The following is a 22,335-nucleotide window of genomic DNA, read 5'->3' on the forward strand; positions in this document are numbered from 1 at the left end:
GTCGCCGAATACTCCAATGTCGCTTAGAGGTCCTCACCGACTTCCGCTCCATGCGGGAGGCGGCTGAGCAAATCGGCGAGGATGTTAAGGCGGGCCCGTCGCTTGTCGTTCGAGCGGTCCATTAGCCATGGGGTATGTTCGGAGGAGTGCTTCCGCTCGACCCGCCGACGAGCATGAAGCCGATGCCAGCGCCTAGCGCTCTGCATCAGTTATTTATACTCAAATGCCAGCTTAATAATATTTTACCAATACCCGGGTGATCCCTAGTCTTGACCCCAAGAAATGGCAGGCCGTTACCGACCTAAATCCAACTTCGAAGGGTATAGAGATGACCACTGAAAAAATAAAAACAGATACGCTGATTGTTGGCGCCGGTCAGGCTGGCGTGGCCATGAGTGAACACTTGAGCAAACTCGGCGTGCCGCACCTGGTACTGGAGCGCAATCGCATCGCCGAGCGCTGGCGCACCGGGCGGTGGGATTCTCTGGTGGCGAATGGTCCGGCCTGGCACGACCGTTTTCCCGGTCTTGAGTTCGACGACCTCAGCCCCGACGGCTTTGCCCCGAAAGAGCGGGTCGCCGACTATTTCGAAGCCTACGCCAAGAAATTCAACGCCCCCGTCCGCACCGGCGTGGACGTGCTGAAGGTTGAGCGCAATGTCGGTCGGCCGGGCTTCACCATCGAAACCTCTGAAGGCGTGATCGAGGCCAGCCGTGTGGTCGCCGCTACCGGGCCTTTCCAGCAGCCGGTGATCCCGCCCATCGCGCCGAAAGATCAGCCATTCCTGCAGATCCACTCGGCCGAATACCGCAATCCAGCGCAACTGCCTGAAGGGGGTGTTCTGGTCGTCGGCGCCGGTTCGTCGGGCGTGCAAATCGCCGATGAATTGCAGCGTGCCGGCAAGAAGGTTTACCTCTCGGTCGGCGCCCACGATCGCCCTCCCCGCGCTTATCGCAACCGTGATTTCTGCTGGTGGTTGGGTGTGCTCGGCGAGTGGGATCAGGCGGCCATGAAACCCGGTCGGGAACACGTCACCATCGCTGTGAGCGGTGCGCATGGCGGCCGCACGGTGGACTTTCGTGGTCTCTCCCATCGCGGCATGACACTCGTCGGTCTGACCCAATCGTTCAACGGCGCCGTGGCGACCTTCCAGTCGAACCTTGCCGACAACCTGGCACGCGGCGATGAGAATTATTTGGCGCTGCTCAATGCCGCCGATGCCTACATCGAACGCAATGGCCTGGACCTGCCGGAAGAGCCTGAAGCCCGCCACACCTTCGCGGATCCGGAGTGCGTGACGAACCCTATTCTGGAACTCGACCTGACCAAGGCCGGCGTGACTACGATCATCTGGGCCACCGGTTTTGCCACGGATTACAGCTGGCTCAAGGTTGCTGCCTTCGATGACAACGGCACGCCGCAGCACCAGCGCGGCGTGTCGAGCGAGCCTGGCGTGTATTTCCTCGGCCTGCCGTGGCAGTCGCGTCGCGGTTCCTCGTTCATCTGGGGTGTTTGGCACGATGCCAAGTACGTGGCTGATCACATCGCCATCCAGCGTTCGTACCTCGACTACCACGATGCGGCGCAACGCGAGGCTGAATCCGCCCCGGTCGCCCATAAAACCACTGTCAGTGCTTAAGTCTTTTCAGGAGCTTCAAATGTCCACGCCAACCCATACCCGTATTCGCATGTTCAACACCAAAGAAACCTACCCGAACCAGAGCCTGGACAACGACCTGTGTCAGGCGGTCCGGGCCGGTAACACCGTTTATGTTCGCGGTCAGGTCGGCACTGATTTCGAGGGAAAACTGGTAGGCCTCGGTGATCCGCGCGCGCAAACCGAGCAAGCCATGCGCAACGTCAAACAGTTGTTGGAAGAGGCCGGCAGCGACCTTAGCCACATCGTGAAAACCACCACTTACCTGATCGATCCGCGTTACCGCGAGCCGGTGTATCAGGAAGTGGGCAAATGGTTGAAAGGCGTGTTTCCGATTTCGACCGGGTTGGTGGTTTCAGCGTTGGGGCAGCCGCAGTGGTTGATGGAGATTGATGTGATTGCGGTGATTCCTGAGTAAGGAAGTAAGACCGAGGCGCGGCCTTCGCGAGCAAGCTTCGCTCCTACAGTAGATCCCCATTTCATGGACGACCCCGACCATCTGTAGGAGCGAAGCTTGCTCGCGAAGGGGCCCGCACAAACACCCACATCGCCAAGGCTCAACAAGGAGCAAAACCATGACCTTCTCCATCGCCGCCCGTTGCCCCGAAACCGGTCAGTTCGGCATTGCGATCAGTTCCTCGAGCATCGCCGTCGGCGCCCGTTGCCCTTGGCTGCTGCCGGGTGTTGGTGCCGTCTCCACACAAAACATCACCTTGCCGTCACTCGGCCCGGAAGTCCTTGCCCTCATGGAGCAAGGCCTCGCGCCTGCTGAAGCACTGGACAAAGTCCTGACCCGAAACGGCTACAGCCAATATCGCCAGATCACCGCGATTGACCATCTCGGCCGCACCGCGCATCTCAGCGGCTCGCAAACCTTGGGCAACCACAACGCCGTGTCAGGCGAGCAATGCGTGGCCGCCGGCAACATGCTGGCGGATCGGTCGGTGATCGAGGCCATGGTCGAGGCATTCGAACATGGCGAGGGTCAACTGACCGACCGCTTGCTGGCGGCAATGAAAGCGGCCATCGCGGCGGGCGGCGAAGCCGGGCCGGTGCATTCGGCGGCGGTGGTGGTCGTCGGCGAATTGACCTGGCCGATCATCAACCTGCGGGTCGATTGGGCGGATCACGATCCAGTCGGCCAACTTGAGAAACTCTGGGACGCCTATCGCCCACAGGCTCAGGACTACATCGATCGTGCCCTGGCCCCCGACAAATCCCCTGGCTACGGTGTCGCCGGAGACGACCGATGAGCAACAGCCTCGATTTGCTGAAAACGTTGGTGGCGTTCGACACCACGAGCCGCGAATCAAACCTGCACCTCATCGAGTTCGTCCGCGACTACCTCGAACGCTTCGATGTGCCTTGCGAACTGGTCTACAACGAGCAGCGCAGCAAGGCCAACCTGTTGGCGACCATTGGCCCGGCGGATCGGCCGGGCATTGTGCTGTCGGGGCACACCGACGTGGTGCCCGTCGACGGCCAGTCGTGGACGGTTGCGCCGTTTAAACTCACCGAGCGTGACGGCAAGCTGTACGGCCGCGGCACGGCAGACATGAAAGGCTACATCGCCTGCGTACTCGCTCTCGTTCCCTCCTTGGTGAGTGCGTCGCTGCGGCTTCCGGTGCACATCGCGCTGTCCTATGATGAGGAAGTCGGTTGTCTGGGTGTGCGCTCGTTGCTGGTGGAGTTGGAGCAGCGCCCGGTCAAACCAATGCTCTGCATCATTGGCGAGCCGACCGAGCTCAAACCGGTGCTCGGCCATAAGGGCAAACTGGCGATGCGTTGCGATATTCACGGTGAAGCCTGCCATTCGGCGTACGCACCGCTCGGGGTCAATGCGATTGAATACGCCGCCGAACTGATCGGTGAGTTGGGACAGATTGGCCACCGACTCAAAGCGCCTGAGTATCACGATGCTCGTTTCGATCCGCCGTTCAGCACCGTGCAAACCGGCGTGATTTCCGGTGGCAAGGCGTTGAACATCGTCCCCGCCGATTGCCGCTTCGATTTTGAGATCCGCGCCCTGCCCTCGCATGATCCTGTTCTTGTTGCGCAGGAACTGAAGGCCTACGCCGAGCAGCGAGTACTGCCCCGCATGCGCGCCGTGAGTGAGCAGAGCGAGATCCGCTTTAGCGAGTTGTCGGCTTACCCCGGTTTGGCGACCGGTGCTCACAGCGAAGCGGCTGAGTTGATCGCCGCTTTTTCGGGCTCTCGGGAGTTTGGCACCGTGGCCTTCGGCACCGAGGGCGGCCTTTTCAACGCAGCAGGTATTCCGACCGTGGTTTGCGGCCCCGGCAGCATGGATCAGGGCCATAAACCGGATGAGTTTGTCAGCCTTGATCAACTGAACGGCTGCGATGAAATGCTGCGGCGAATGCTGCTATCAATCAGCGAATAACGAAGATTTTGAATACCCCTAAATCCCTGTGAGAGCGGGCTTGCTCGCGATGAGGCCATGACATTCAACATCCATGTCGACTGTCACACCTTTCGCGAGCAAGCCCGTTTTCGCTTTGCCCGCCATCCCCACAAAGCTCCCAAATTTAATGAACCCCGCCCACACCTGCCCACCTAACTGAATGACCCTGAGCATCCGATTTTATAAACCTGACGCCCGAAAATCGTGTAGGAATTTACCTTTAGTGGCGAGGGAGCTTGCCCCCGTTGGGCAGCGAAGCGGCCCCAAAACCTGCCCTCCATTTCTCACGGCACTCCGCACCTCCCGGAATGCCGCGAAACGCCCGCAAACAGTGGCAATCAGCCTTGCCACAACGACCGCAAAAGCGTCCTACAGCCCGGTTGTGAGCACCAAAATGGACGCCTATATTCGACCCGTCGCTAACCGCAGTTAGTGACAGGGTTTCGCAGCCCTCTAGATTGACACCAAAGTACCGTAAGGCATGATGCAGCCGCTTCTGGTTGCATTAGTTTTATGGCGGTTGTGCGTGGGAGACCCTCGGGTCTGCCGGGTTTTTGGTGTGGGTCTCCGGTCTGCGAACCCGCGCACAGCTGCCACCCATTTGTTTCGCAGCAGAAAGGTGGCAATTCTTCTTTTGTGAGGATTTACACCATGTCGACTCAACACCCGTCCCGCCGCTTCACCCCCATGTCCCAATTCGCCACCGACTACCCCGTCCTGCTCATCGACAGCGACGCCCCGCTACGCGAACTCCACAACTGCGTCAGCGAGCGCCTCAATGCCGTCCTCAAATACTTGCATCTGATGGCCTGCACCAGCCTGCCGGACTACGCCGAGAACGATATCAACACCGTCACCAACATCGCCCGGATCATGGTCCAGGATGTGAGTGATGTGTTTCGGATGATTGAGCAGCGTGGGTTTGATACCTCCAAAGGCCAATGATCGAATTTCAACCCAAAAAAACCCGCATTGATGCGGGTTTTTATTACTTGATCATGTGCTGTAGTTCTAGCTTTTGATCTGGGGGGCTAGATACAGATGATTGTGACAGGCAGCAATCGGCCAATTGCTGCCCTTCGCCATGGGCAACATTCGGCCAGGAGTGGACAGTCACAATAGACTCGCGCAAAGCGAATCGTGTAGTGTTTGAGCTGAATTTGCTCGTGCATCTGCGAGAGCAACTGTGGCTTTCCATCCATGGTGTATAACTCCCTTATGTGGTCATCGGACCGCTGCAAGGTCCAGCCTATGCAGGAGTAGCAAAGAGGACAAGGAATGTTAGCCACCAAGCTCGTGAAGCGTTCCCCCCACGCTTAGGGTTTATTTGTAGTTATGCCGGATCTAAAGACATGAAACGCAAGCATCTGAAGATAATTTTATTTTCACTTTCAATATTTACTTACAATGCATCAGCGGATCAAAAAAACTTGAGTCTTGAGCCTCTTGCAATAGCTAACACAAACTGCGCCGCGTTTTATGCGACCGCACAAGTTTTGATTAAGCCAGAAGCGAAGAAAGAGTATGAGTCAAAATTCACAACACATTATGCCCTATCACACCAGCTCAGCTCTTCATATGAAACACTAGCAAAAAATCTGAACGAAGAAATTCAACACCAAGCCACTGAGGCTTTATCTTTAAAAGAGCAGGCGCAAGCTGTAGATTTCTTAACCAAAAACTCAATTAAGTGTAGCGCAATCGAAGTTCAATCTACTGCAGCAATTAAAAACCACATCGTCTATCATGAATAAATCACTAACTAAATGCTCAGCCATAACAACTCTATGGGTCGCCCCCATTTTCGTAGACTCCACGAAGAGCCGCTCCTCGCCGGCTGCGGTCTGTTGCAATCGGCAGGAGCCGGCCAAGAGCCGACATTCGAAGCGATTCGAGCACCGGGTATGATTCAGCTTGCGGGGAGGCGAATCCGCCTGAAACAATTGCGGATTTGACGATGGGATTCTCCTCCACGCTGTATGAGAGGTACGGAAAATCAATCGGAGCAGTCATTTATTTTTTGAAGGTAAGGCTTGTGCATTGAGATAAACTGCGCCTTTTTCCACCAGCTACATAGCCCAGATCTCTGACATCAATTCAAAAAATTCAGCTTCACTTAACTCAAACTCCGCGCCCTCTTCCATTGCCATTAAGATTAGCAAGGCTCGATCCATTGACGACATAAGTTCTAAACCATGCTCTTGATATATCTCAAACGAAACTTTCGATATCTTTTTCACGTCAAAGCCGTCAACCAAGGTTTTTTCGAGTTCTATAGCCAAATCAGTTCTTGAGAACATTACTTCCAGCTCTCCGGTTCAATACCTGTAGGAGGATGATACTGAGCACTGACCCGCTGCTCATTTTGCTTTCGGGATGGACACGTATTACTGCTCCTGAATGATGTAGCTTTTCATCCATTGCCCAGTCGAACCAGTATGGATTGTACTTTGTTAAGAACGACGCGCCCAGCGTGGCGCCCTCTTGTGACTTACCCTTGTTTCGTAGATTCCTCGACAGGCCGCTTCGGGTCGATTACTGCCCGTCATGACAGGCAGTAATCGACCCTTAGCTGCCATTCGAGGGGCCGGATGCAGGGTCCAGTCATTAAGTAAAGTCTATTTACTTTGAAAAAAACCTGTGCCGCGGTTTCCATTGGGAATTGGTGTTGGCCGCGGACGCAGCCTTCGGCATCTGCTACAGGTTGGCGTCCGTTGTTGAGATCAGAAGTTAGCCGGGGTGTTGGAGCTGATGATTTCCGCCTCATCCGCCCCAATATTCCGAAACCGATGCGGCAGCGTCGTCGGAAAGTAATACCCATCCCCAGCATTCAGCACACTAATCTGCCCATCAACCGTCAGCTCAACCGTGCCACGGGTGACGAGCCCACACTCCTCCCCTTCCGAGTGCACAATCGGCTCTTCCCCCGAACTCGCCCCAGGCGCGTATTGCTCGCGCAAAAGCCGCATCTGCCGACTCGGCACCGAAGCGCCAATCAGCAGCAACCGCAGCCCATGACGGCCGAGATCCGGCTGTTCATTGGCGCGGAACACGTATTGATGCTCGCGGGGCGGTTGGTCGAAGGTGAAGAAGTCTGCCAAGGACATGGGGATGCCTTCGAGCAGTTTTTTGAGGGAGCTGACGGAGGGACTGACGCGATTCTGTTCGATCAGAGAGATGGTGGCATTGGTGACGCCGCTACGCCGGGCCAGCTCGCGCTGGGACAGTTTGTAGCTTTCGCGTACTAATTTGAGTCGTGAGCCCGTGTCCATGACAGCCTTATGCGAAGAATACTTAAGGGTTATGGGGGTGGATGGCGGGCGACTTTTGGCCGTGAAAGTACCGCTTCCCTGTCCCGCAAATGTGAAAGGCGGGTATTAAATCACGTTTGGTGGTGTTGCTCAGCAGGTTCGATGAGTGGGTGAGTGAAAAGGTTTTTTGGAGCTGAAATAAGCGCATCGTTGGGCGAGTCGCCGCCTCGCAGATCGCCCATTTCATTAGTTGATCAGTGTTGGTCATCCTGCCGCCAAGCCCTTCCCCGCCCGCTCCAGATTGCGCCACAGCCACACAGGCAAGACATCAGGATCAAGGCTGTCGATCAGGTTCTTCAGCGCCAACCCCAACTCCGTATCGCCCTCGATCACCAGGCGTCTGCGAAAGAACAGCGTGTCCGGGTCTTCCTGACGGCTGGCCAGCAATAAAAACTCTCGCCAGTTGCCGCTGATGGTCACGTGCGCCGTGGCGTGCTCGGCAATTCGCAACCCCTCACGGCTCAGGGTCAAGTACCAGGACAAGCCGAGATCCGGGATCCGCAGGCATAACCAGCGCCCGCGCAACACTTCAAATTCGCCATCGCGCAACGGCTCGGCGAGGCAGCGATTGAGCGCCTGCTGCAACGCCAGGCGCTGCACCGCAAAGGGCACCCGGCGTACCAACGGCAGTAACCGGTCGGCGCCCTTCAACAGCCACTTTTTTCGGTTCAACACAGGCCGACCTCCTCGACGCGCAACATGCCGGCCTGGCCATGCCAGTAGCCATTGCAACCGTCGACGAACAACGGCGGTGTCTCGCCCAGTCGAACCCGCTGATAGGCGGCAATGACCTCGGCCATGCCCTGAGCGCGGGGGCTCAGACGCAACACGTCGGCACCGCAAGCTACCAACCCGGCGTAATCCGCCAGCAGATTGGTCACCTCGGCCGACATCGTTTGAATACCGTTAATGGTGAACAGCGCCTGCCCTTCCTGACTGGTCAGTGCCAGGCCGTCGGGGTAGTTGAGGCAGCAAAACCGGCAGTCGTCCTTGGGCAGGTTTTCCGCCCGGGCCGTAAAGCAGCGTGCGGAATAGGCCAAGGGCAAATGCCCATAGGCAAAGATCTCGACTTCCGGAACCTCACGGCCCAGTTCGCGCACCTGTTCGAGTACATCGCCAATCAGCGCCGCCGAACATTCCACGGGCGGCACCCATCGCGTCATCCCGCAGTCCAGCAGCTGCGCCAGCGTATGACCGTTGTACAGATTAAGAGCAGGACCACCCACGAAAGGCAACTTGCGCTCGGCCATAAACTGCACCGCGCCCATGTCGTTGGCTTCCACCAGCAACTGGCCGTTGTCGCAGAGCCGACGTAGGCTGGAGAGTTCGGACGCCGCTTCGATCAACGTCAAGCTGGAGAGCACCAACTGTGCCTGGCTGCATTCCTGTAACTCGCGCCCCAGCCCTAGCCATTGATCCAGTGAAAATGCCCGGCGTTTCGAGCACACGGTTTCCCCCAGATAAATCACATCCAGGGGCAAGGCCGACATCTCGGCGTAAAAGTGACTGAGTTGCTCTTTGTCCCAATAAAACAGGACCGGTCCAAGGCTGAGCTTCATGTCGCCTCCCTCATTGCCATGATCGATGATAAGCACCCAGGGTGGTCTGGCTGCCTTCGGACAAACCGGCCAGCACCCGCCGCCATTCCTCCTTGACCCGAAAACTGTCCGGCGAGCCACGATGGGCATCCAGTGCCGCGCGCCAGACACGGGTGACTTGTTCGACGTAGGCCGGACTGCGTTGGCGGCCCTCGATTTTTACCGCTTCGACGCCGACGGCCGTCAGTTCCGGCAGCAAGTCCAGCGTGTCGAGGCTGGTGGGTTCTTCCAGCGCATGAAAGCGTTTGCCGCCGACCAGGAAGCGGCCTTTGCACAGGGTTGGGTAACCCGCGGGTTCGTCAGGGGTGTAGCGGTCGATCAGCACTTCACTGAGCCGTGCGCTCAAGCCATCAGCGTCATCACTCCAGCGCACCGCCTTGGCTGGCGAACACACACCGCACAGGTTCGGCGACTCGCCGGTGATGTAGGAAGACAGATGGCAACGCCCTTCAGCCATGATGCACAAGCTGCCGAAGCCAAAGACTTCGATGGGCACCGGGCTACTCGCGGCGACCTGGCGCACCTGCGCCAACGACAACACCCGTGGCAGCACCGCGCGACGAATCCCGTAGCGCTGCGCATAGAACTCCAGCGCCGCGGCATGGGTTGCCGAGCCCTGCACCGACAGGTGCAACGCGAGTTGCGGATGCCGCTGGCTGGCGTAGTTGAGCACCCCAGGATCAGCGGCAATCAGCGCATCCACGCCGAAATCGGCGGCCCGATCGACCGCGCGTTGCCAGCGCTCCCAGCCCTTGGGTTGCGGGTATGTGTTGACCGCGACGTAGAGTTTGCGTTGATGCTGGCGGATGTGGGCGACCGCGGCGTCGAACTGTTTGTCGTCCATGTTCAGCCCGGCGAAATGCCGGGCATTGGTGTCATCGCGAAAACCGACATAGACGGCATCGGCGCCTTCGCGCACCGCCGCTTTTAGCGCAGGCAGGTTCCCTGCCGGGCAGACCAGTTGCATGGGTAATCCTCATGGAAAAACGCGTCTCGACCATCAATCGATGCCTGTGGCGCAGCGATCGAAAAAGGCGCTGCCAGTCTAGCGAGACCGGCAGGCCCAGCCTTGACGGCAATCAATTGCCATCAATGCATCAGGTCGGCGAAGGACAGGAACATGACCTTGTCGTGCTTGAGCACTTGCTGCTCGCACTCGATCACCGCCAGCCCGTCAGCCCAACACGCAGCGCTCAGCATGGCGGAGCTTTGCTGAGGGTGCAGCTCCACGCTTAACTGGCCGTTAGCGTCAGGAGTGAGCCTTGCCCGCAGGTACTGCCGGCGCTTGTTGCGCTGCAACCAGTCGAACCCGGCGGACACGGCCATTGGCACCGGCAACACGTCTTTCACGCCTTGAGCCCTAAGCAGGAACGGACGCACCACCACCAACGCGGTAATCAGCGCCGCCGAAGGATTGCCCGGCATACCGATCCAGGGTTTGCCGGCCACTTCGCCAAAGGCCAGCGGTTTACCCGGCTGAATGGCCAGTCGCCAAAAATTCAGGCTGCCGAGTTCCTCAATGGCCTGTTTGAGGTGATCTTCCTCACCGACCGAGACGCCACCGGAACTCAACAGCAGGTCGCACTCCGAAGACGCCAGGCTCAAGGCATGCCGGCTGGCCGCCAGCTCATCGGCCATGACGCCATAGTCATGCACCTCGACGCCCCAACCGCTCAACAACGCCGCGAGGCAGTAACGATTGCTGTTGTAAATTTGTCCGGGCGCCAACGGATCGCCCGGTTCACGCAGTTCATTGCCGCAGCTGAGCAAGCACACCTGCAACGGTCGATAGACCTCGATCCGCGCAATGCCTGCGCCGGCCAGCAACCCCACTTCCTGCGCGCGCAGCCGCTTGCCGGCCTTGAGCAATAGATCGCCTCGACGAACTTCCTCGCCTTCCTTGCGCACGTGATCGCCAGCGTTTACGGGCGGGAACCAAACACGCTCGGCCTCGATTCGGCAACGCTCTTGCGGCACCACCGTGTCGGCACCCGGTGGCAATGGTGCGCCGGTAAAAATCCGCACCGCCTGCTGCGCGAGCAAGGGCGAGTACGCCGAATCTCCTGCCGCAATTCGTCCGCCAATCGACAAATAGCCACCTTCCGGTGACAGCTCAGCGGCCCTGAGGGCATAACCGTCCATGGCACTGTTGTCCCAGGCCGGCAAGTTCACCGGGGAATGAATGTCCGCCGCCAGAACCCTCCCCAAGGCTTGATCCAGACCGATCTTTTGCATCAGGGGCGGCGGCGGTGCCTGCTCCAGCAGACGGCTGATGGCCTCGTCCACGGGCATCAAGTGGCCGAGGTCGCACACCCGCCCGGTCATGAGCGTGTCTCGCAGGCGTCAACGACCCGCTGCTCCTGCGGTTTCAAATGCGGGGCGAAGTTGCACGGGCCGGTGCGACTGTCCAGTTGTTCGAGCAGGATCTGGTTCCAGGCGGTTCGACACGCTCCCGGCGAACCGGGCACGCAGCACACCAGCACGCCGTTGCTCATCCCGGCCAATGCTCGTGACTGCAGACTGGACATGCCGATTTCCGCCAGGGATACCTGACGGAACAGTTCGCCGAAGCCTTCCACGTGTTTGTCCAGCAACGGCAGGACCGCTTGTGGCGTGTTGTCGCGAGCGGTGAAACCGGTGCCGCCGGTCATCAACACCACTTGCACCTTGGGGTCGGCAATCCAGTGGGAGACCTTCGCGCGAATCTGATAAATGTCGTCCTTGACCAGATCACGGTCGATCAACACATGCCCGGCCGTTTGCAGCAAATCTGTCAGGGTCTGCCCCGAGGTGTCGGTGTCAAAGGTGCGCGTATCGCTGATGGTCAGCACGGCAATGTTCAGGGGTTCAAACGTGCGTTGCGCCAAATGGGCCATATCCAAGCCTTCCCGTAGATGAGGGTATGGCCCAAAGCCTGAACCGGAATGGCGAGCGAGCCTATTCCTCCAAGGAGGTACCTCGTCGGGGCAGTATCCCTCAAGGCGCCAAGCGGTTGCGTTGCCATACGCCATCGCGCAAACGGTAATCGAGACGGTCATGCAAGCGGTCGGCACGGCCCTGCCAGAACTCCAAACGGTCGGGCTGCAGACAATAACCGCCCCAATGTTCGGGCCGCGGGACGGTCTTGCCGGCGAAGCGTTGGGTGGTTTCCCTCAACAGCGATCCAAGCGCGGCCCGATTGGCCAACGGCTGGCTCTGCGGTGAAGCCCAGGCGCCCAAACGACTGTCCAGCGAACGGGAGTCGAAGTACGCATCCGACAGCGTCGGGGCGAGCCTGGACACCTGGCCTTCAATACGCACCTGACGCTCCAGCCCCGGCCAGAAAAAGGTCATGGCGGCATTCGGGTTAGCGGCCAGCTGCTGGCCCTTGTCACTTTGGTAATTGCCGAAAAAGGTAAAGCCTTCATCGCTAAAGCCCTTGAGCAGCAGGACCCGGCAGTGCGGGCGCCCTTCACTGTCGACCGTCGCCAACACCATGCTGTTGGCTTCGACAGGCGGGCACTCGAGGTCGCGGGCCAGTTGCATCCACTGCCGGAACATCGCCAGCGGGTCGTTCAGCGCAGACTCGTCTTGCAGGCCAAAAAGGGTGTAGTTGCGGCGCATTTGTGCCAGGGAAAGGGGCATAACGGTGATCTCCAGAAGGTTCTGCACAGTGTGCAAGGCACTGCGCAACACCACCTTGACCACCATCAACACTGAGCATGCCCACCTTTATTTGAGACGCAGACGCCGAGCCAGTTTGTGCAGGTTGCTGGGATCGATTTCCAGCAACCGCGCGGCGCTGGCCCAGTTTTCCCCAGACAGGCTCAAGGCCTGAAGAATTTTCTTGCGCTGGTAATCGTCAACCGCTTCGCCCAAGGGCTGGAACGGCGTATCAGCCGTATCCTCCAGGGGACTTTCGACCTCAGCGCCCTGCCCGCCCATGGCACTGTCGAGATCCATAATCTCGGGTTCCAGCGTCATGATCAGGGTACGACTCGTGCCGCGACTGAGCTGCTTCAACGCGGCTCGACTGATCACATGTTCCAGCTCTCGCACGTTGCCGGGCCAGCTATAAGCCAGCAGCGAGCGCTCAGCCGACGGCGACAGACGCAAGCCGCGCAGGCCGAGCCGCGCCCGATTGAGCTCAAGGAAATGCCCGGCCAGCATCAACACATCGTTGCCCCGCTCGCGCAGGGGCGGAATCGGCACCGGATACACCGAGAGCCGGTGATACAGATCGGCCCGAAACAAGCCGTCGCGGATGCTGTCCGGCAGGTGCCGGTTGGTCGCTGCAATAATTCGCACATCGACATGCAACGGCTTGTCGGCGCCGAGGCGCTGGATCTCGCCGTTCTGCAGGGTGCGCAGCAGTTTCGCTTGCACGGCCAATGGCAATTCACCGACTTCATCGAGAAACAGCGTGCCACCGTTGGCGGCATCGAAACGTCCGGCACGGTCACTGGTGGCGCCGGAAAAGGCGCCTTTGACATGGCCGAACAATTCACTCTCTGCCAGAGACTCCGGCAAGGCAGCGCAATTGACTTGAATCAGCGGCTTGTGGCTGCGACGTGAAAGACGATGCAAGCGCCGGGCGAACAGCTCTTTGCCGACGCCCGTCTCGCCCAACAGCAACACCGGCAAATCGGAGTCGCCCAATACGTCCAGCTCATTGAGTAACTGCCGCAACACTTCACTCTGCCCCAGGATCTCACCTTCATCGACGGGCATCCGCAGGTCTTGCTGGTCGCTGCGGGACAAGCGCAGGCTGCGGTTTTCCTGCTCAAGCCGGGTCACCCGCACGGCGGCTTCGATCTGCAAGGTACAGCGCTTGAGCTCTTCCCGCGCACGGCTGTCGAAGGTCCCGGCATGCAGCGCATCGAGGGTGATAGCGCCCCAGATCCGACCCTCCACATACAGGCTCACGCCCATGCAGTCATGCACCGGCAGCGGTTCGCCGACGTGGTTGTCGAGCAAGCCGTCATAGGGGTCCGGCAGGCGACTGTCGGGCTCGAACCAAGTGGGTTCGCGCGACGCCATGATCGCCGCCAGCCGCGGATGCTGGGCGATGACGAACCGGCGCCCCAACGCTTCATGCACCAGCCCCACCGTCGCGACCGGCCTCAGGCTGTCGTCATCCAGACGCAGCAATCCCACGGCGCCACTGTTGAAGTACTCGCGCAGGGTCTGGACCAGTCGTTGCAACCGCACAGCATTGGGCAACTCGACAATCAGGTCGGCCGCCAGGCTTTCACGCAGCATGGTAGTAATTACCCTCTATGGTTGGATTCACCCTAAAGCGTCAGGGTGTCCATCACCACAACTAAAAATTAATCGATATTTTTCAATACGTTAAATATGGCATGCCGGATGCAATAAGCCTGGGGAACCGTTGAAATCCAAACAAGGAACCCTGATGAGCCTGACCCTACTGGAACAAAGTCTTGGCCAACTGGCCTGCGACATTCCCGGCGCCACCCGGATTTTCCACACCTTCAAACTGGACTTCTGTTGTGGCGGGCATAAAAGCCTGCGTGAAGCGGCCCTTGGCAAAGCGCTCGATCCGGTGCTGATTGCCGATGCGCTGCACAGGCTGCAAGACACTGGCGAAACGCAACACGACTGGCGCAACGAACCGTCGGAGCTGTTGATCGCCCACCTTCTGGCGCGCTACCACGCCCGCCACCGCGAGCAGCTACCGGAACTGATCCGCCTGGCCCGTCGTGTCGAGCAGGTCCATGGTGCGCGCAGCAGCTGCCCCAACGGACTGGCCGACCTCCTGACGGACATTCAGCAAGAACTCGAAGGCCACATGCTCAAGGAAGAACAAGTGCTCTTCCCGATGCTGCAACAGGGCATCGGCGCTCAGGCCGCACCGCCGATCCAGGTGCTGCGTTTTGAACATGATCAACATGGCGAAGCGCTGGAGAGGCTGCTCGCGCTGACCCACAACATCACCCCGCCTGCCGATGCCTGTAACACCTGGCGTGCCCTTTATCGTGGGCTGCTGGAGTTTCGAGATGACCTGATGCAACACATCCATCTGGAAAACAACGTGTTGTTCATTAACGCCCTGAACCCTCGCCATTGATCGATTGCCGGTCACACCCAACCCGCGCCAGCCAACCGGTTGACGCGGGTTTTGTCTGTCAGGGACGGCGTGCGATCAAACGTGCCAATAAAACATGGCCTTGGCCAGGATCACGATCAACACCATGTGCCCGAGGATGCTGCGGCGAATCCAGCGGGCGCGGGTCGAGGTCAATCGTGCGCTTTTCAGCCAATACGCCAGCAGGAAGTAATGGCCGATGATGCTCAGGGCCAAGACGATCTTCAGGCTCAGCAACGTGCCGAAGCTGCTGGCCAGCGGCTGACTCAATACGCCACGGTGCTGCCACGCCAGGCTGATGCCGGCGCCATACAACAGCAACACCACGCCATGCAGCACCTTGCGCGAACGCACTGCGATTGCCTGATCCGCCGTCGTTTGCGCGGTAGCCGCCAACGGCTGGCGGGCGTGGTGCCAGATCACCACCTCGAAAAACAGCGTGCCGATGAAGGCAATCGCCGCCAGCAAGTGGGTGACCAGTAAAAAGGGATACATCACCGGCAGCCTCCATCAGTTCGCGTGCTTATCCCGGATGACCGTCCACCCGGGCCTGCAGCAGCATCGGCCCGTAGCGCCAGGCGTACAGCGCAAACGCCAGCGCCCAGCACAGACCGGCCAGCCACAACGCAGGCAAGGGAAAGAACAAGATCAACACGACCCGGCTCAGGCACGCCAGGTTGAGCAGAATGAACGCCAGGGTCATGCCCGACGGCGGCTCCAGCGCTCGGCCGGTATGCCCCAGGCTAACCCGCGCGATCATCGCCAACACCAGTCCGCCCATGGCACCGATCGTCAGGCAATGCACCGCCAGACTCGGGTTCATCGGCACGCCGAAATGCCACAGCGCCATCCCGAGACAGGCCACCGCCAACCAGCCATAAGCCAGGTACAACGACCACAGCAACGGCACGCGCCAGAGTGCGCGATCATGCCAGCGCACCAGACGCACCAGATGCGCTGCGGCCAACACGGCGAACAACAGGCCCACCCAGAGAGTGGGCTCAAGCGCAGGTCCGGCGGCATATAACAAGGCCACGAGGGGTGAACCAACCAGCAGCAGCCAATCCAGCCAGGGCCAAGGAGCAACGCCCTCGACCTTGCCGAGGCCGCGCTGGATGAAGAACGGAATGACCCGCCCACCGATCAACCCCATCATCGCCGCCACCAGCCAGAGACCGGTGAGCACGCCTTGACGCTGCCAGCCTTCATGACCTTCGACCAGGCCGTACAGGGACAATCCGTCGGCCGCCGCTAACAACAGCAACACCACTGCAATCGGGTAGTTACGTGTCTGCCGCACCTTCCACAAGGTGAACCCCATGAGCGCGGCCACCGCCAGCGGAAACGCCAATTCCAGCACCGCAAGCACCGGCCACGGTGCATTGACCAACCAGGCTACACGCGCCAACAACCACAGCAACGCCAGCGCGGCCAGCGGTTGCCCGCTGAGGCCGGGGCGACCGGTCCAGGTCTGCACGGCCGTCAGCAGAAAGCCCGCGATGATCGCCAAACCGAATCCGAACAGCAATTCGTGTCGATGCCAGCCCAGCCAGCCACCGGCCGGCTGCCAACCGGAAAGCGCACCACTGAAGGCGGCCAGCCAGAGCGGAATGGCCAGCACCGCCAGAACGCAGCCCGCGAGAAAAAATGGCCGAAAGGCCAGACGTAACAGCGGCGCGATTGCCATCGCTTTACGGCGGTCAAGCACTTGCATAAAGCCACTCCTTTACCTTGCTGCTGACCTGGCGCTCACCCGCAAGCGCCGAGGTCAATACGTGGGTCAATCATCGGGTATCAGCGATCAATTGCCTTTGTCGCAGATCAAGTGTGCAAGGGGCGTGCCCCGCTGACGCTCTGCGCCGGGGCAGGCTCTCATCCCCCGTAGCGGTCATCCACTCAGGGTTCAAATGACCATTTAGTGGTCATTTGAACCCTAACGCTCATGGTCTTTTTTACCCTTCTGTTTAACAACCCCACTAAACAAGGACTTCCAGGCATGGCCCGCGTTTTGCTCAAGCTACGGGAATCAAAGAAACCTTGCTCCCTCTCGATCCTTAGGAGTCATCATGAAAAAAGTCATCCAGCCACTGGCCTGGTTTGTGGTGCTGACCTCGGTCCTGGCGTTGGCCAGCGGCGTCTCTCTAGGCCTCGTTTGACTTGATAGCCGCCCCCTTCTCAACCTTTAGGATGAATTCTTATGGTGCTTCATCGCGTCCATCACCAGATTCTGCGCAGTCATCATTTGTTCGAGCCGTTGAACGAAGAACAGCTGGATGAATTAATGAGTACCAGCCACTTGCTGAGTATCGACAAAGGCGAGCCGTTGTTCCGCCAGGGTGAGCCGGCTGACTCGTTTTATTTCATAATTGCCGGGGCGGTGAAAATCTACCGACTGACACCGGATGGGCAGGAAAAAGTGTTTGAGGTCATCAGCGATCGGCAAACCTTCGCCGAGGCGATGATGCTGATGGACACCCCGAACTATGTGGCCTCGGCCGAGGCGATCTGCCCCACTCAGCTCTACCGGTTATCCAACAACACCTACATGCGCCTCCTGCAGAGCAATAGCCGACTGACCTTTGCACTGCTCGGCAAGCTCTGTGTTCGCTTGCATCAGCGGGTCAACGAAATCGAAACCCTGTCACTGAAAAACGCTACCCACCGGGTCGTGCGCTATCTGTTGACTCAATTAGTGCGCCAGCAAACCGTTGACAGCCAATTCGAACTGCCGATGGCCAAGCAACTGATTGCCGGGCATCTGTCGATCCAGCCGGAAACCTTTTCGCGGATCATCCGTCGCCTGATCGATGAAAACATCATCACGCAGGACGGTCGCCAGATCGCCATTCTTGATCGTCTGCGCCTGGAACAGTTCGAGTGAGCGCCATGCCCGTCTGTTTGTATTGCCAACACGCCAACCCACCACAGGAATCCGAATGCAGCCAATGTGGCATGCCCCTGCCGGTATTGGCCGCACATGCGGCGCAGCGTCGACTGCGCCGATTCATGGGGTTCTGCATCGGTTTGACGATCTTCTGCGTGACGATGTTTTTCTGGCTGCCACGCAGCATCTCCTGAAGACTGCACAAATCCCCTGTAGCAGCTGGCGCAGCCTGCGTTCGGCTGCGTAGCAGTCGTAAATCCTGAGCCCACGGTATTCCTGAAACACCGCGGTGAATGGTTTTTACGACTGCTTCGCAGCCGAACGCAGCCTTCGGCAGCTGCTACAGGGGAAGTCTGCCTCAAGGTTGCGTCAACTGGCGATACAACTGTGGCAAGCGCAGGGGTAATTGCTCGGGCTGGCGGATCAAGGTGTAGCCATTGGCGCCGAACATGTACGGCAGGTAATCCCCGGCTTCGCGATCAATCGTGATACAGAACGGCGTCAACCCCTGACGCCGCGCCTCCAGCACCGCCTCGCGGGTGTCTTCAACACCGTAGCGTCCCTCATACAGATCCAGATCATTCGGTTTGCCATCCGTCAGCAGCAGCAACAGTTTGCTGCGTCGTTTGCTCTTGCCCAACAGTTGGGTGGCCTGGCGAATGGCGGCGCCCATGCGCGTGTAATAACCCGGTTTGAGCCCTTGAACGCGACCTCGGGTGTTGTCGTCATATCGCTGGGTGAAGGACTTGAGTTCCTGCATGCGCACTTGCTGACGACGCAGCGAGGAAAACCCGTACAGGGCGAAATCATCGCCCAGCACCGACAGGGTTTCGCCGAACAGCAGCAAGCTGTCGCGAATCACATCAATCACCCGGTGCTCATCGTTCAAGTGGGCGTCGGTGGACATCGATACGTCGGCCAGCAACAGGCACGCCAGGTCGCGGCGTGTCTGTCGTTGTTCCATGAACAAACCTCGTTCCGCACACTGGCCATGCTCGCGTTCAACGTGAAAGTCCAGCCAGGCCTGCATGTCCAGTTCAGACCCTTGAGGTTGCTGGCGTAACCATTGACGGTCATTGCGCAAATGCTCGAACTGGCGGCGCAGACGGAGCGCCGAAGCCTTCAGTCGTGGCGGCAATGGTTGTGCCTCACTGTCGCGGGGCACCATCATTTGCAGATTGACGAAGCCGTCCTGCATCTGCTGTTTGCGATAGTCCCACTCCGGCAACTTGATGCCCTCGCCCAGGGGAATATCGTCGACATCGGCGGGCGGCAAATCCAGGTGCAGCTTGAGACCGCCGCCCTTGCGCAGACGGGTGCGCGACAGCGTCAATTCGTCCAGGTCGTCGGCGACCCTGGCGGCGTCCGGGTCTTCGCTGTCGTCCGACCAGCGATCCAGATCGACGTGTTCGCTCCAACTGAAGAGGTTTTCCAGACGCACTACCAGCAGCCCTCCTTTGCTGGTGCTTTCATCGATCCGCGTGGCGCGCTTGCGTCCGCTTTTCTGTTCGCCGGGAGGGGTGGCCAGATGATCTTCCGCGTCTTGCGATTCTTCGAGATCCCCCGCTTGGGGGCTTGCGAGGTGCAGCGGCGGATACAACCACAGCGGCAGCGGCCAGGCCGCCCGTTCGCTGCGGGGAAAATGTTCGACACTGCCGGGGTCGCACAGTGCCTGGCGCAAGGCCCGCTCCAGCGCCGCTTCGCCGCCCTTCAACGAGGCGGGATCCGGGCGCAATTGCAGATGAGCATCGACCAGCCGTTCGTAGCGCGAACGCAACGCCGGGTAACGTTGTAAAAGGATTTGTGTCCAGCGTTGATTATCTCGCCCCCAGTGGCGCATCTGCCCGGCCTGGGCCGCCAGCAGCGCCAGCCAGCGATACAGCTCTTGATTCAACGCGGCATCCGGGTACACCGCGAGGCTCGACGGCAGGCGAAGGTTCGTCTCGTCGCACCACGCCAATGGCACTTGTTTGCAGGTGCCGGCGATCTGCTGCAGCACGTTGCGCCGCAGCAACAGATCGCGGTCGCTGGCGGCTTCGACACCGATGCCACTGGCGCCGCCCATGGCGCGAAACAGCAGCGCCAGCGGTCGCTGCTGGTTGATCAGTTCGACGCGGGCCTCGGGAAAGTCCGGGCTGGCGCGGCGGGTGATGAAGCGATGCCAGACACTGCCGACCCACTCTTCCAGTTCGACGGTAAAGGCCATGGTTTTTCCCCTCTGAAAACCAATGTGAAACGGCCCGCTGTACCAGCCGGGCCGTCCTCCTCCGGGATGTTATTGACTCACGAACGAACAGCGGAGGCGGCAGTCGCAGTGATCCCCACTGGCACCCGTCGCTTGAAGCTGAACAGGTAGCAGAGCAGCCCTGCGAAGAAACCGAGACCGGCGCCCAGACGAGCCCAGAACAGCACTTGCAAATGATCGACAGTGGCCATGAACGGTAACGCGACGCCATCCACCGGCCAGCGTTGCAGGTAGATCTGCACGACACCAGCAGCGGTGAGTAACAGCGTGATCATCACCATCGACAGAGTCATCAGCCAGAAACCCCAGATCTCGAGTTGCTGCGAACGCTCGTCCGCTGCCTCGCCAAGCCCGCGCAGTTTCGGCATGGCGTAGCTGATCAAGGTCATCACGATCATCGCGTAAGCACCGTAGAAGGCCAGGTGACCGTGAGCCGCCGTCAGTTGCGAACCATGGGTGTAGAAGTTGACCGGAGCCAGGGTGTGCAGGAAACCCCAGACGCCGGCACCGAAGAACGCGGTGACCGTGGTGCCCTTGGCCCACAGCGTGGCAGCGCGGTTCGGGTGGTCCCGGCGCCGGTTCTTGACCATGCTGAAGGCGAAAATCACCATCGCCAAGAAGGGTAGCGGCTCGAGTGCCGAGAAGATTGAACCGACCCACAACCAAACCTCAGGCGCACCGATCCAGAAGAAGTGGTGACCGGTACCGATGATCCCCGTTATCAGCGCCATGGCGATGATCACGTAGAGCCATTTTTCCACGACCTCCCGGTCTACACCGGTGATCTTGATCAGCACAAAGGCCAGCATCGACCCCATGATCAGTTCCCACACGCCTTCTACCCAAAGATGCACCACCCACCACCAGTAGAACTTGTCGCGGGCGAGGTTGCCGGGGTTGTAGAAGGAGAACAGGAAGAACACCGCAAGCCCGATCAACCCGGTCATCATCACCATGCTGACGGTGGTCTTGCGCCCTTTGAGCAAGGTCATGCCGATGTTGTAGAGGAAGCCCAGGCACACCACCACAATGCCCATCTTGGAAATGGTCGGCTGTTCGAGGAACTCTCGACCCATGGTCGGCAGCAGCTCGTTGTGGGTCAGCTTCGCCAGGCCGGCATACGGCACCAGCAGGTAACCGAGAATCGTCAGCACCCCCGCGGCGGCGAACACCCAGAACAGGATGATCGCCAGCTTCGGACTGTGCAGTTCGCGGTCGGCCTCTTCCGGAATCAGGTAGTAGGCAGCCCCCATAAAGCCGAACAATATCCAGACGATCAGCAGGTTGGTGTGCACCATCCGCGCCACGTTGAAGGGGATGATCGGAAAGAGAAAGTCTCCGATCACGTATTGCAGGCCCATGATCAAACCGAACAGTATCTGACCGAGAAACAGGATCAGGGCAAACACGAAGTACGGTTTGGCCACGGCTTGCGAGGCGAATTTCAGATGCGGATTAGCAATGCTCATCGCTTAGCCCTCCTTGTTTGGCGGCCAGCCATTGGTGTTGATTTTCGAGCTCCATTTGAGGAACTCGGCGATGTCATCCACCTCCTGGTCACTCAATTTGAACTGAGGCATCGCGCGCCGGCCCGGTACGCCCAGTGGCTGCATTTTCATCCAGGCATGCAGGAAGGGTTTGAAGCCCGCCTCCCCGCCGCGCCGCTGGAACACGTTGCCCAGCTCAGGCGCGAAGTAGGCGCCCTCACCCAACAACGTGTGGCAGCCGATGCAGTTGTTTTGCTCCCAGACCAACTTGCCCCGCTCCACTGATTCGGTTAACAGCGCTTCATTGCTGCGCTCTGGAAAGGTCTGTTCCGTGTGATAGGTCAAAGCCAGGAATATCAGGAAGAAGAAGATGCTTCCCCCAAAGTAAATATTCCTGGCCATGCCTTTGGTGAAGGTGTCTGACATGGTCGCTTCCTCTTTGCTAGGCGTGTCCATGATAGGAAGCGAAGGGTTGAAACCTGCTTGATGGCGATCAAGAAAGCCAGATGGTTCTGGTCGGGTCTTCGTTTCAAGAAGCCGGGCGCCTTACCTGTGGCTAAGGAACGTGTTCCCCTCGATCCGGATTACCGGAAGCGTCCTACGCTAAATATCGATTCGTCTGACTGCGCCGATTGGTAGATCC

The 22,335-nt window shown here is 59.2% G+C and carries 23 protein-coding genes and 1 pseudogene; 9 read left to right on the forward strand and 15 right to left on the reverse strand.

The features are described 5' to 3' along the window. Window positions 1-50 precede the first annotated feature (50 nt). Window positions 51-143, reverse strand: a pseudogene (locus QK293_RS23265) (polyphosphate kinase 2); the annotation flags it as partial. Window positions 144-328: 185 nt separating this feature from the next. Here QK293_RS23265 and QK293_RS23270 point away from each other — a divergent pair. From QK293_RS23270 to QK293_RS23295, 6 genes are all read left to right on the forward strand, one after another. Further along, window positions 329-1,639, forward strand: coding sequence for an NAD(P)/FAD-dependent oxidoreductase (locus QK293_RS23270; protein ID WP_282381522.1), 1,311 nt, complete (start codon window positions 329-331; stop codon window positions 1,637-1,639). A gap of 19 nt (window positions 1,640-1,658) precedes the next feature. Then, the gene (locus tag QK293_RS23275) at window positions 1,659-2,075 is read left to right on the forward strand and encodes a RidA family protein (protein ID WP_201202981.1); all 417 of its coding nucleotides are present in this window, start codon (window positions 1,659-1,661) and stop codon (window positions 2,073-2,075) included. Window positions 2,076-2,232: 157 nt separating this feature from the next. Further along, a complete protein-coding gene (locus QK293_RS23280; protein WP_282381526.1) occupies window positions 2,233-2,910 on the forward strand; it encodes a DUF1028 domain-containing protein in 678 nt (225 codons plus the stop codon). Further along, a complete protein-coding gene (gene argE / locus QK293_RS23285) occupies window positions 2,907-4,058 on the forward strand; it encodes an acetylornithine deacetylase (RefSeq protein WP_282381529.1) in 1,152 nt (383 codons plus the stop codon). Before QK293_RS23280 ends, argE begins: the two co-directional genes overlap by 4 nt. Window positions 4,059-4,730: 672 nt before the next feature. Then, on the forward strand, window positions 4,731-5,024 hold the full coding sequence (locus QK293_RS23290; RefSeq protein ID WP_282381531.1) for a fructose-bisphosphate aldolase: 294 nt from the start codon (window positions 4,731-4,733) through the stop codon (window positions 5,022-5,024). A gap of 407 nt (window positions 5,025-5,431) precedes the next feature. Continuing rightward, entirely contained in the window at window positions 5,432-5,833 is a 402-nt protein-coding gene (locus QK293_RS23295) for a hypothetical protein (protein ID WP_282381533.1), read from the forward strand. Between the two features lie 315 nt (window positions 5,834-6,148). Here the strand turns inward: QK293_RS23295 and QK293_RS23300 are convergent, their stop codons facing one another. From QK293_RS23300 to norR, 9 genes are all read right to left on the reverse strand, one after another. Further along, window positions 6,149-6,379, reverse strand: a complete 231-nt coding sequence (locus QK293_RS23300; protein ID WP_282381535.1) for a hypothetical protein — start codon at window positions 6,377-6,379, stop codon at window positions 6,149-6,151. A 423-nt stretch (window positions 6,380-6,802) separates the two neighbouring features. Further along, window positions 6,803-7,351: a cupin domain-containing protein gene (locus tag QK293_RS23305; protein WP_282381537.1), complete on the reverse strand. Its 549-nt coding sequence runs from the start codon at window positions 7,349-7,351 to the stop codon at window positions 6,803-6,805. Between the two features lie 243 nt (window positions 7,352-7,594). Further along, window positions 7,595-8,065, reverse strand: a complete 471-nt coding sequence (locus tag QK293_RS23310; RefSeq protein ID WP_282381539.1) for an SCP2 sterol-binding domain-containing protein — start codon at window positions 8,063-8,065, stop codon at window positions 7,595-7,597. Further along, window positions 8,059-8,949, reverse strand: a complete 891-nt coding sequence (locus QK293_RS23315) for a U32 family peptidase (protein WP_282381541.1) — start codon at window positions 8,947-8,949, stop codon at window positions 8,059-8,061. The genes QK293_RS23310 and QK293_RS23315 overlap by 7 nt, the downstream gene beginning before the upstream one ends. A 10-nt stretch (window positions 8,950-8,959) precedes the next feature. Beyond that, window positions 8,960-9,955 carry a peptidase U32 family protein gene (locus QK293_RS23320; RefSeq protein ID WP_282381543.1) on the reverse strand — a complete coding sequence of 332 codons (996 nt, stop codon included), beginning with the start codon at window positions 9,953-9,955 and terminating at the stop codon, window positions 8,960-8,962. A gap of 122 nt (window positions 9,956-10,077) precedes the next feature. After that, window positions 10,078-11,313 (reverse strand): gephyrin-like molybdotransferase Glp, encoded by a 1,236-nt coding sequence (gene glp, locus QK293_RS23325; RefSeq protein WP_282381545.1) that lies wholly within the window; start codon window positions 11,311-11,313, stop codon window positions 10,078-10,080. Beyond that, a complete protein-coding gene (gene moaB / locus QK293_RS23330) occupies window positions 11,310-11,864 on the reverse strand; it encodes a molybdenum cofactor biosynthesis protein B (RefSeq protein WP_282381547.1) in 555 nt (184 codons plus the stop codon). The genes glp and moaB overlap by 4 nt, the downstream gene beginning before the upstream one ends. A 100-nt stretch (window positions 11,865-11,964) precedes the next feature. Next, window positions 11,965-12,612 (reverse strand): pyridoxamine 5'-phosphate oxidase, encoded by a 648-nt coding sequence (gene pdxH, locus QK293_RS23335; RefSeq protein ID WP_282381568.1) that lies wholly within the window; start codon window positions 12,610-12,612, stop codon window positions 11,965-11,967. An 87-nt stretch (window positions 12,613-12,699) separates the two neighbouring features. Next, entirely contained in the window at window positions 12,700-14,229 is a 1,530-nt protein-coding gene (norR, locus tag QK293_RS23340) for a nitric oxide reductase transcriptional regulator NorR (RefSeq protein ID WP_282381549.1), read from the reverse strand. A 154-nt stretch (window positions 14,230-14,383) separates the two neighbouring features. Here norR and ytfE point away from each other — a divergent pair, with 154 nt between their 5' ends. Continuing rightward, window positions 14,384-15,058, forward strand: coding sequence for an iron-sulfur cluster repair protein YtfE (ytfE, locus tag QK293_RS23345; protein WP_282381551.1), 675 nt, complete (start codon window positions 14,384-14,386; stop codon window positions 15,056-15,058). 75 nt (window positions 15,059-15,133) lie between these two features. Here ytfE and QK293_RS23350 read toward each other — a convergent pair whose 3' ends face one another. Next, window positions 15,134-15,571, reverse strand: coding sequence for a hypothetical protein (locus QK293_RS23350; RefSeq protein WP_282381553.1), 438 nt, complete (start codon window positions 15,569-15,571; stop codon window positions 15,134-15,136). A 28-nt stretch (window positions 15,572-15,599) separates the two neighbouring features. Further along, window positions 15,600-16,790 carry an NnrS family protein gene (locus QK293_RS23355; RefSeq protein ID WP_282381555.1) on the reverse strand — a complete coding sequence of 397 codons (1,191 nt, stop codon included), beginning with the start codon at window positions 16,788-16,790 and terminating at the stop codon, window positions 15,600-15,602. A 483-nt stretch (window positions 16,791-17,273) separates the two neighbouring features. Here QK293_RS23355 and QK293_RS23360 point away from each other — a divergent pair, with 483 nt between their 5' ends. Together QK293_RS23360 and QK293_RS23365 are read left to right on the forward strand one after the other, a co-directional pair. Further along, window positions 17,274-17,957 carry a Crp/Fnr family transcriptional regulator gene (locus QK293_RS23360; protein ID WP_282381557.1) on the forward strand — a complete coding sequence of 228 codons (684 nt, stop codon included), beginning with the start codon at window positions 17,274-17,276 and terminating at the stop codon, window positions 17,955-17,957. After that, window positions 17,954-18,154 (forward strand): protein DnrP, encoded by a 201-nt coding sequence (locus QK293_RS23365; protein WP_282381559.1) that lies wholly within the window; start codon window positions 17,954-17,956, stop codon window positions 18,152-18,154. The genes QK293_RS23360 and QK293_RS23365 overlap by 4 nt, the downstream gene beginning before the upstream one ends. Window positions 18,155-18,318: 164 nt before the next feature. Here the strand turns inward: QK293_RS23365 and QK293_RS23370 are convergent, their stop codons facing one another. The 3 genes from QK293_RS23370 to QK293_RS23380 form a co-directional block, all read right to left on the reverse strand. Beyond that, entirely contained in the window at window positions 18,319-20,166 is a 1,848-nt protein-coding gene (locus QK293_RS23370) for a VWA domain-containing protein (RefSeq protein WP_282381561.1), read from the reverse strand. A 77-nt stretch (window positions 20,167-20,243) separates the two neighbouring features. Then, complete coding sequence (locus QK293_RS23375; RefSeq protein ID WP_282381564.1) at window positions 20,244-21,674, reverse strand: cbb3-type cytochrome c oxidase subunit I; 1,431 nt, start codon at window positions 21,672-21,674, stop codon at window positions 20,244-20,246. Between the two features lie 3 nt (window positions 21,675-21,677). Further along, the gene (locus QK293_RS23380; protein ID WP_008156283.1) at window positions 21,678-22,118 is read right to left on the reverse strand and encodes a cytochrome c; all 441 of its coding nucleotides are present in this window, start codon (window positions 22,116-22,118) and stop codon (window positions 21,678-21,680) included. Between the last annotated feature and the right edge of the window lie 217 nt (window positions 22,119-22,335).

This window comes from Pseudomonas sp. AL03, assembly GCF_029960815.1.
Taxonomy (GTDB): Bacteria; Pseudomonadota; Gammaproteobacteria; order Pseudomonadales; family Pseudomonadaceae; genus Aquipseudomonas.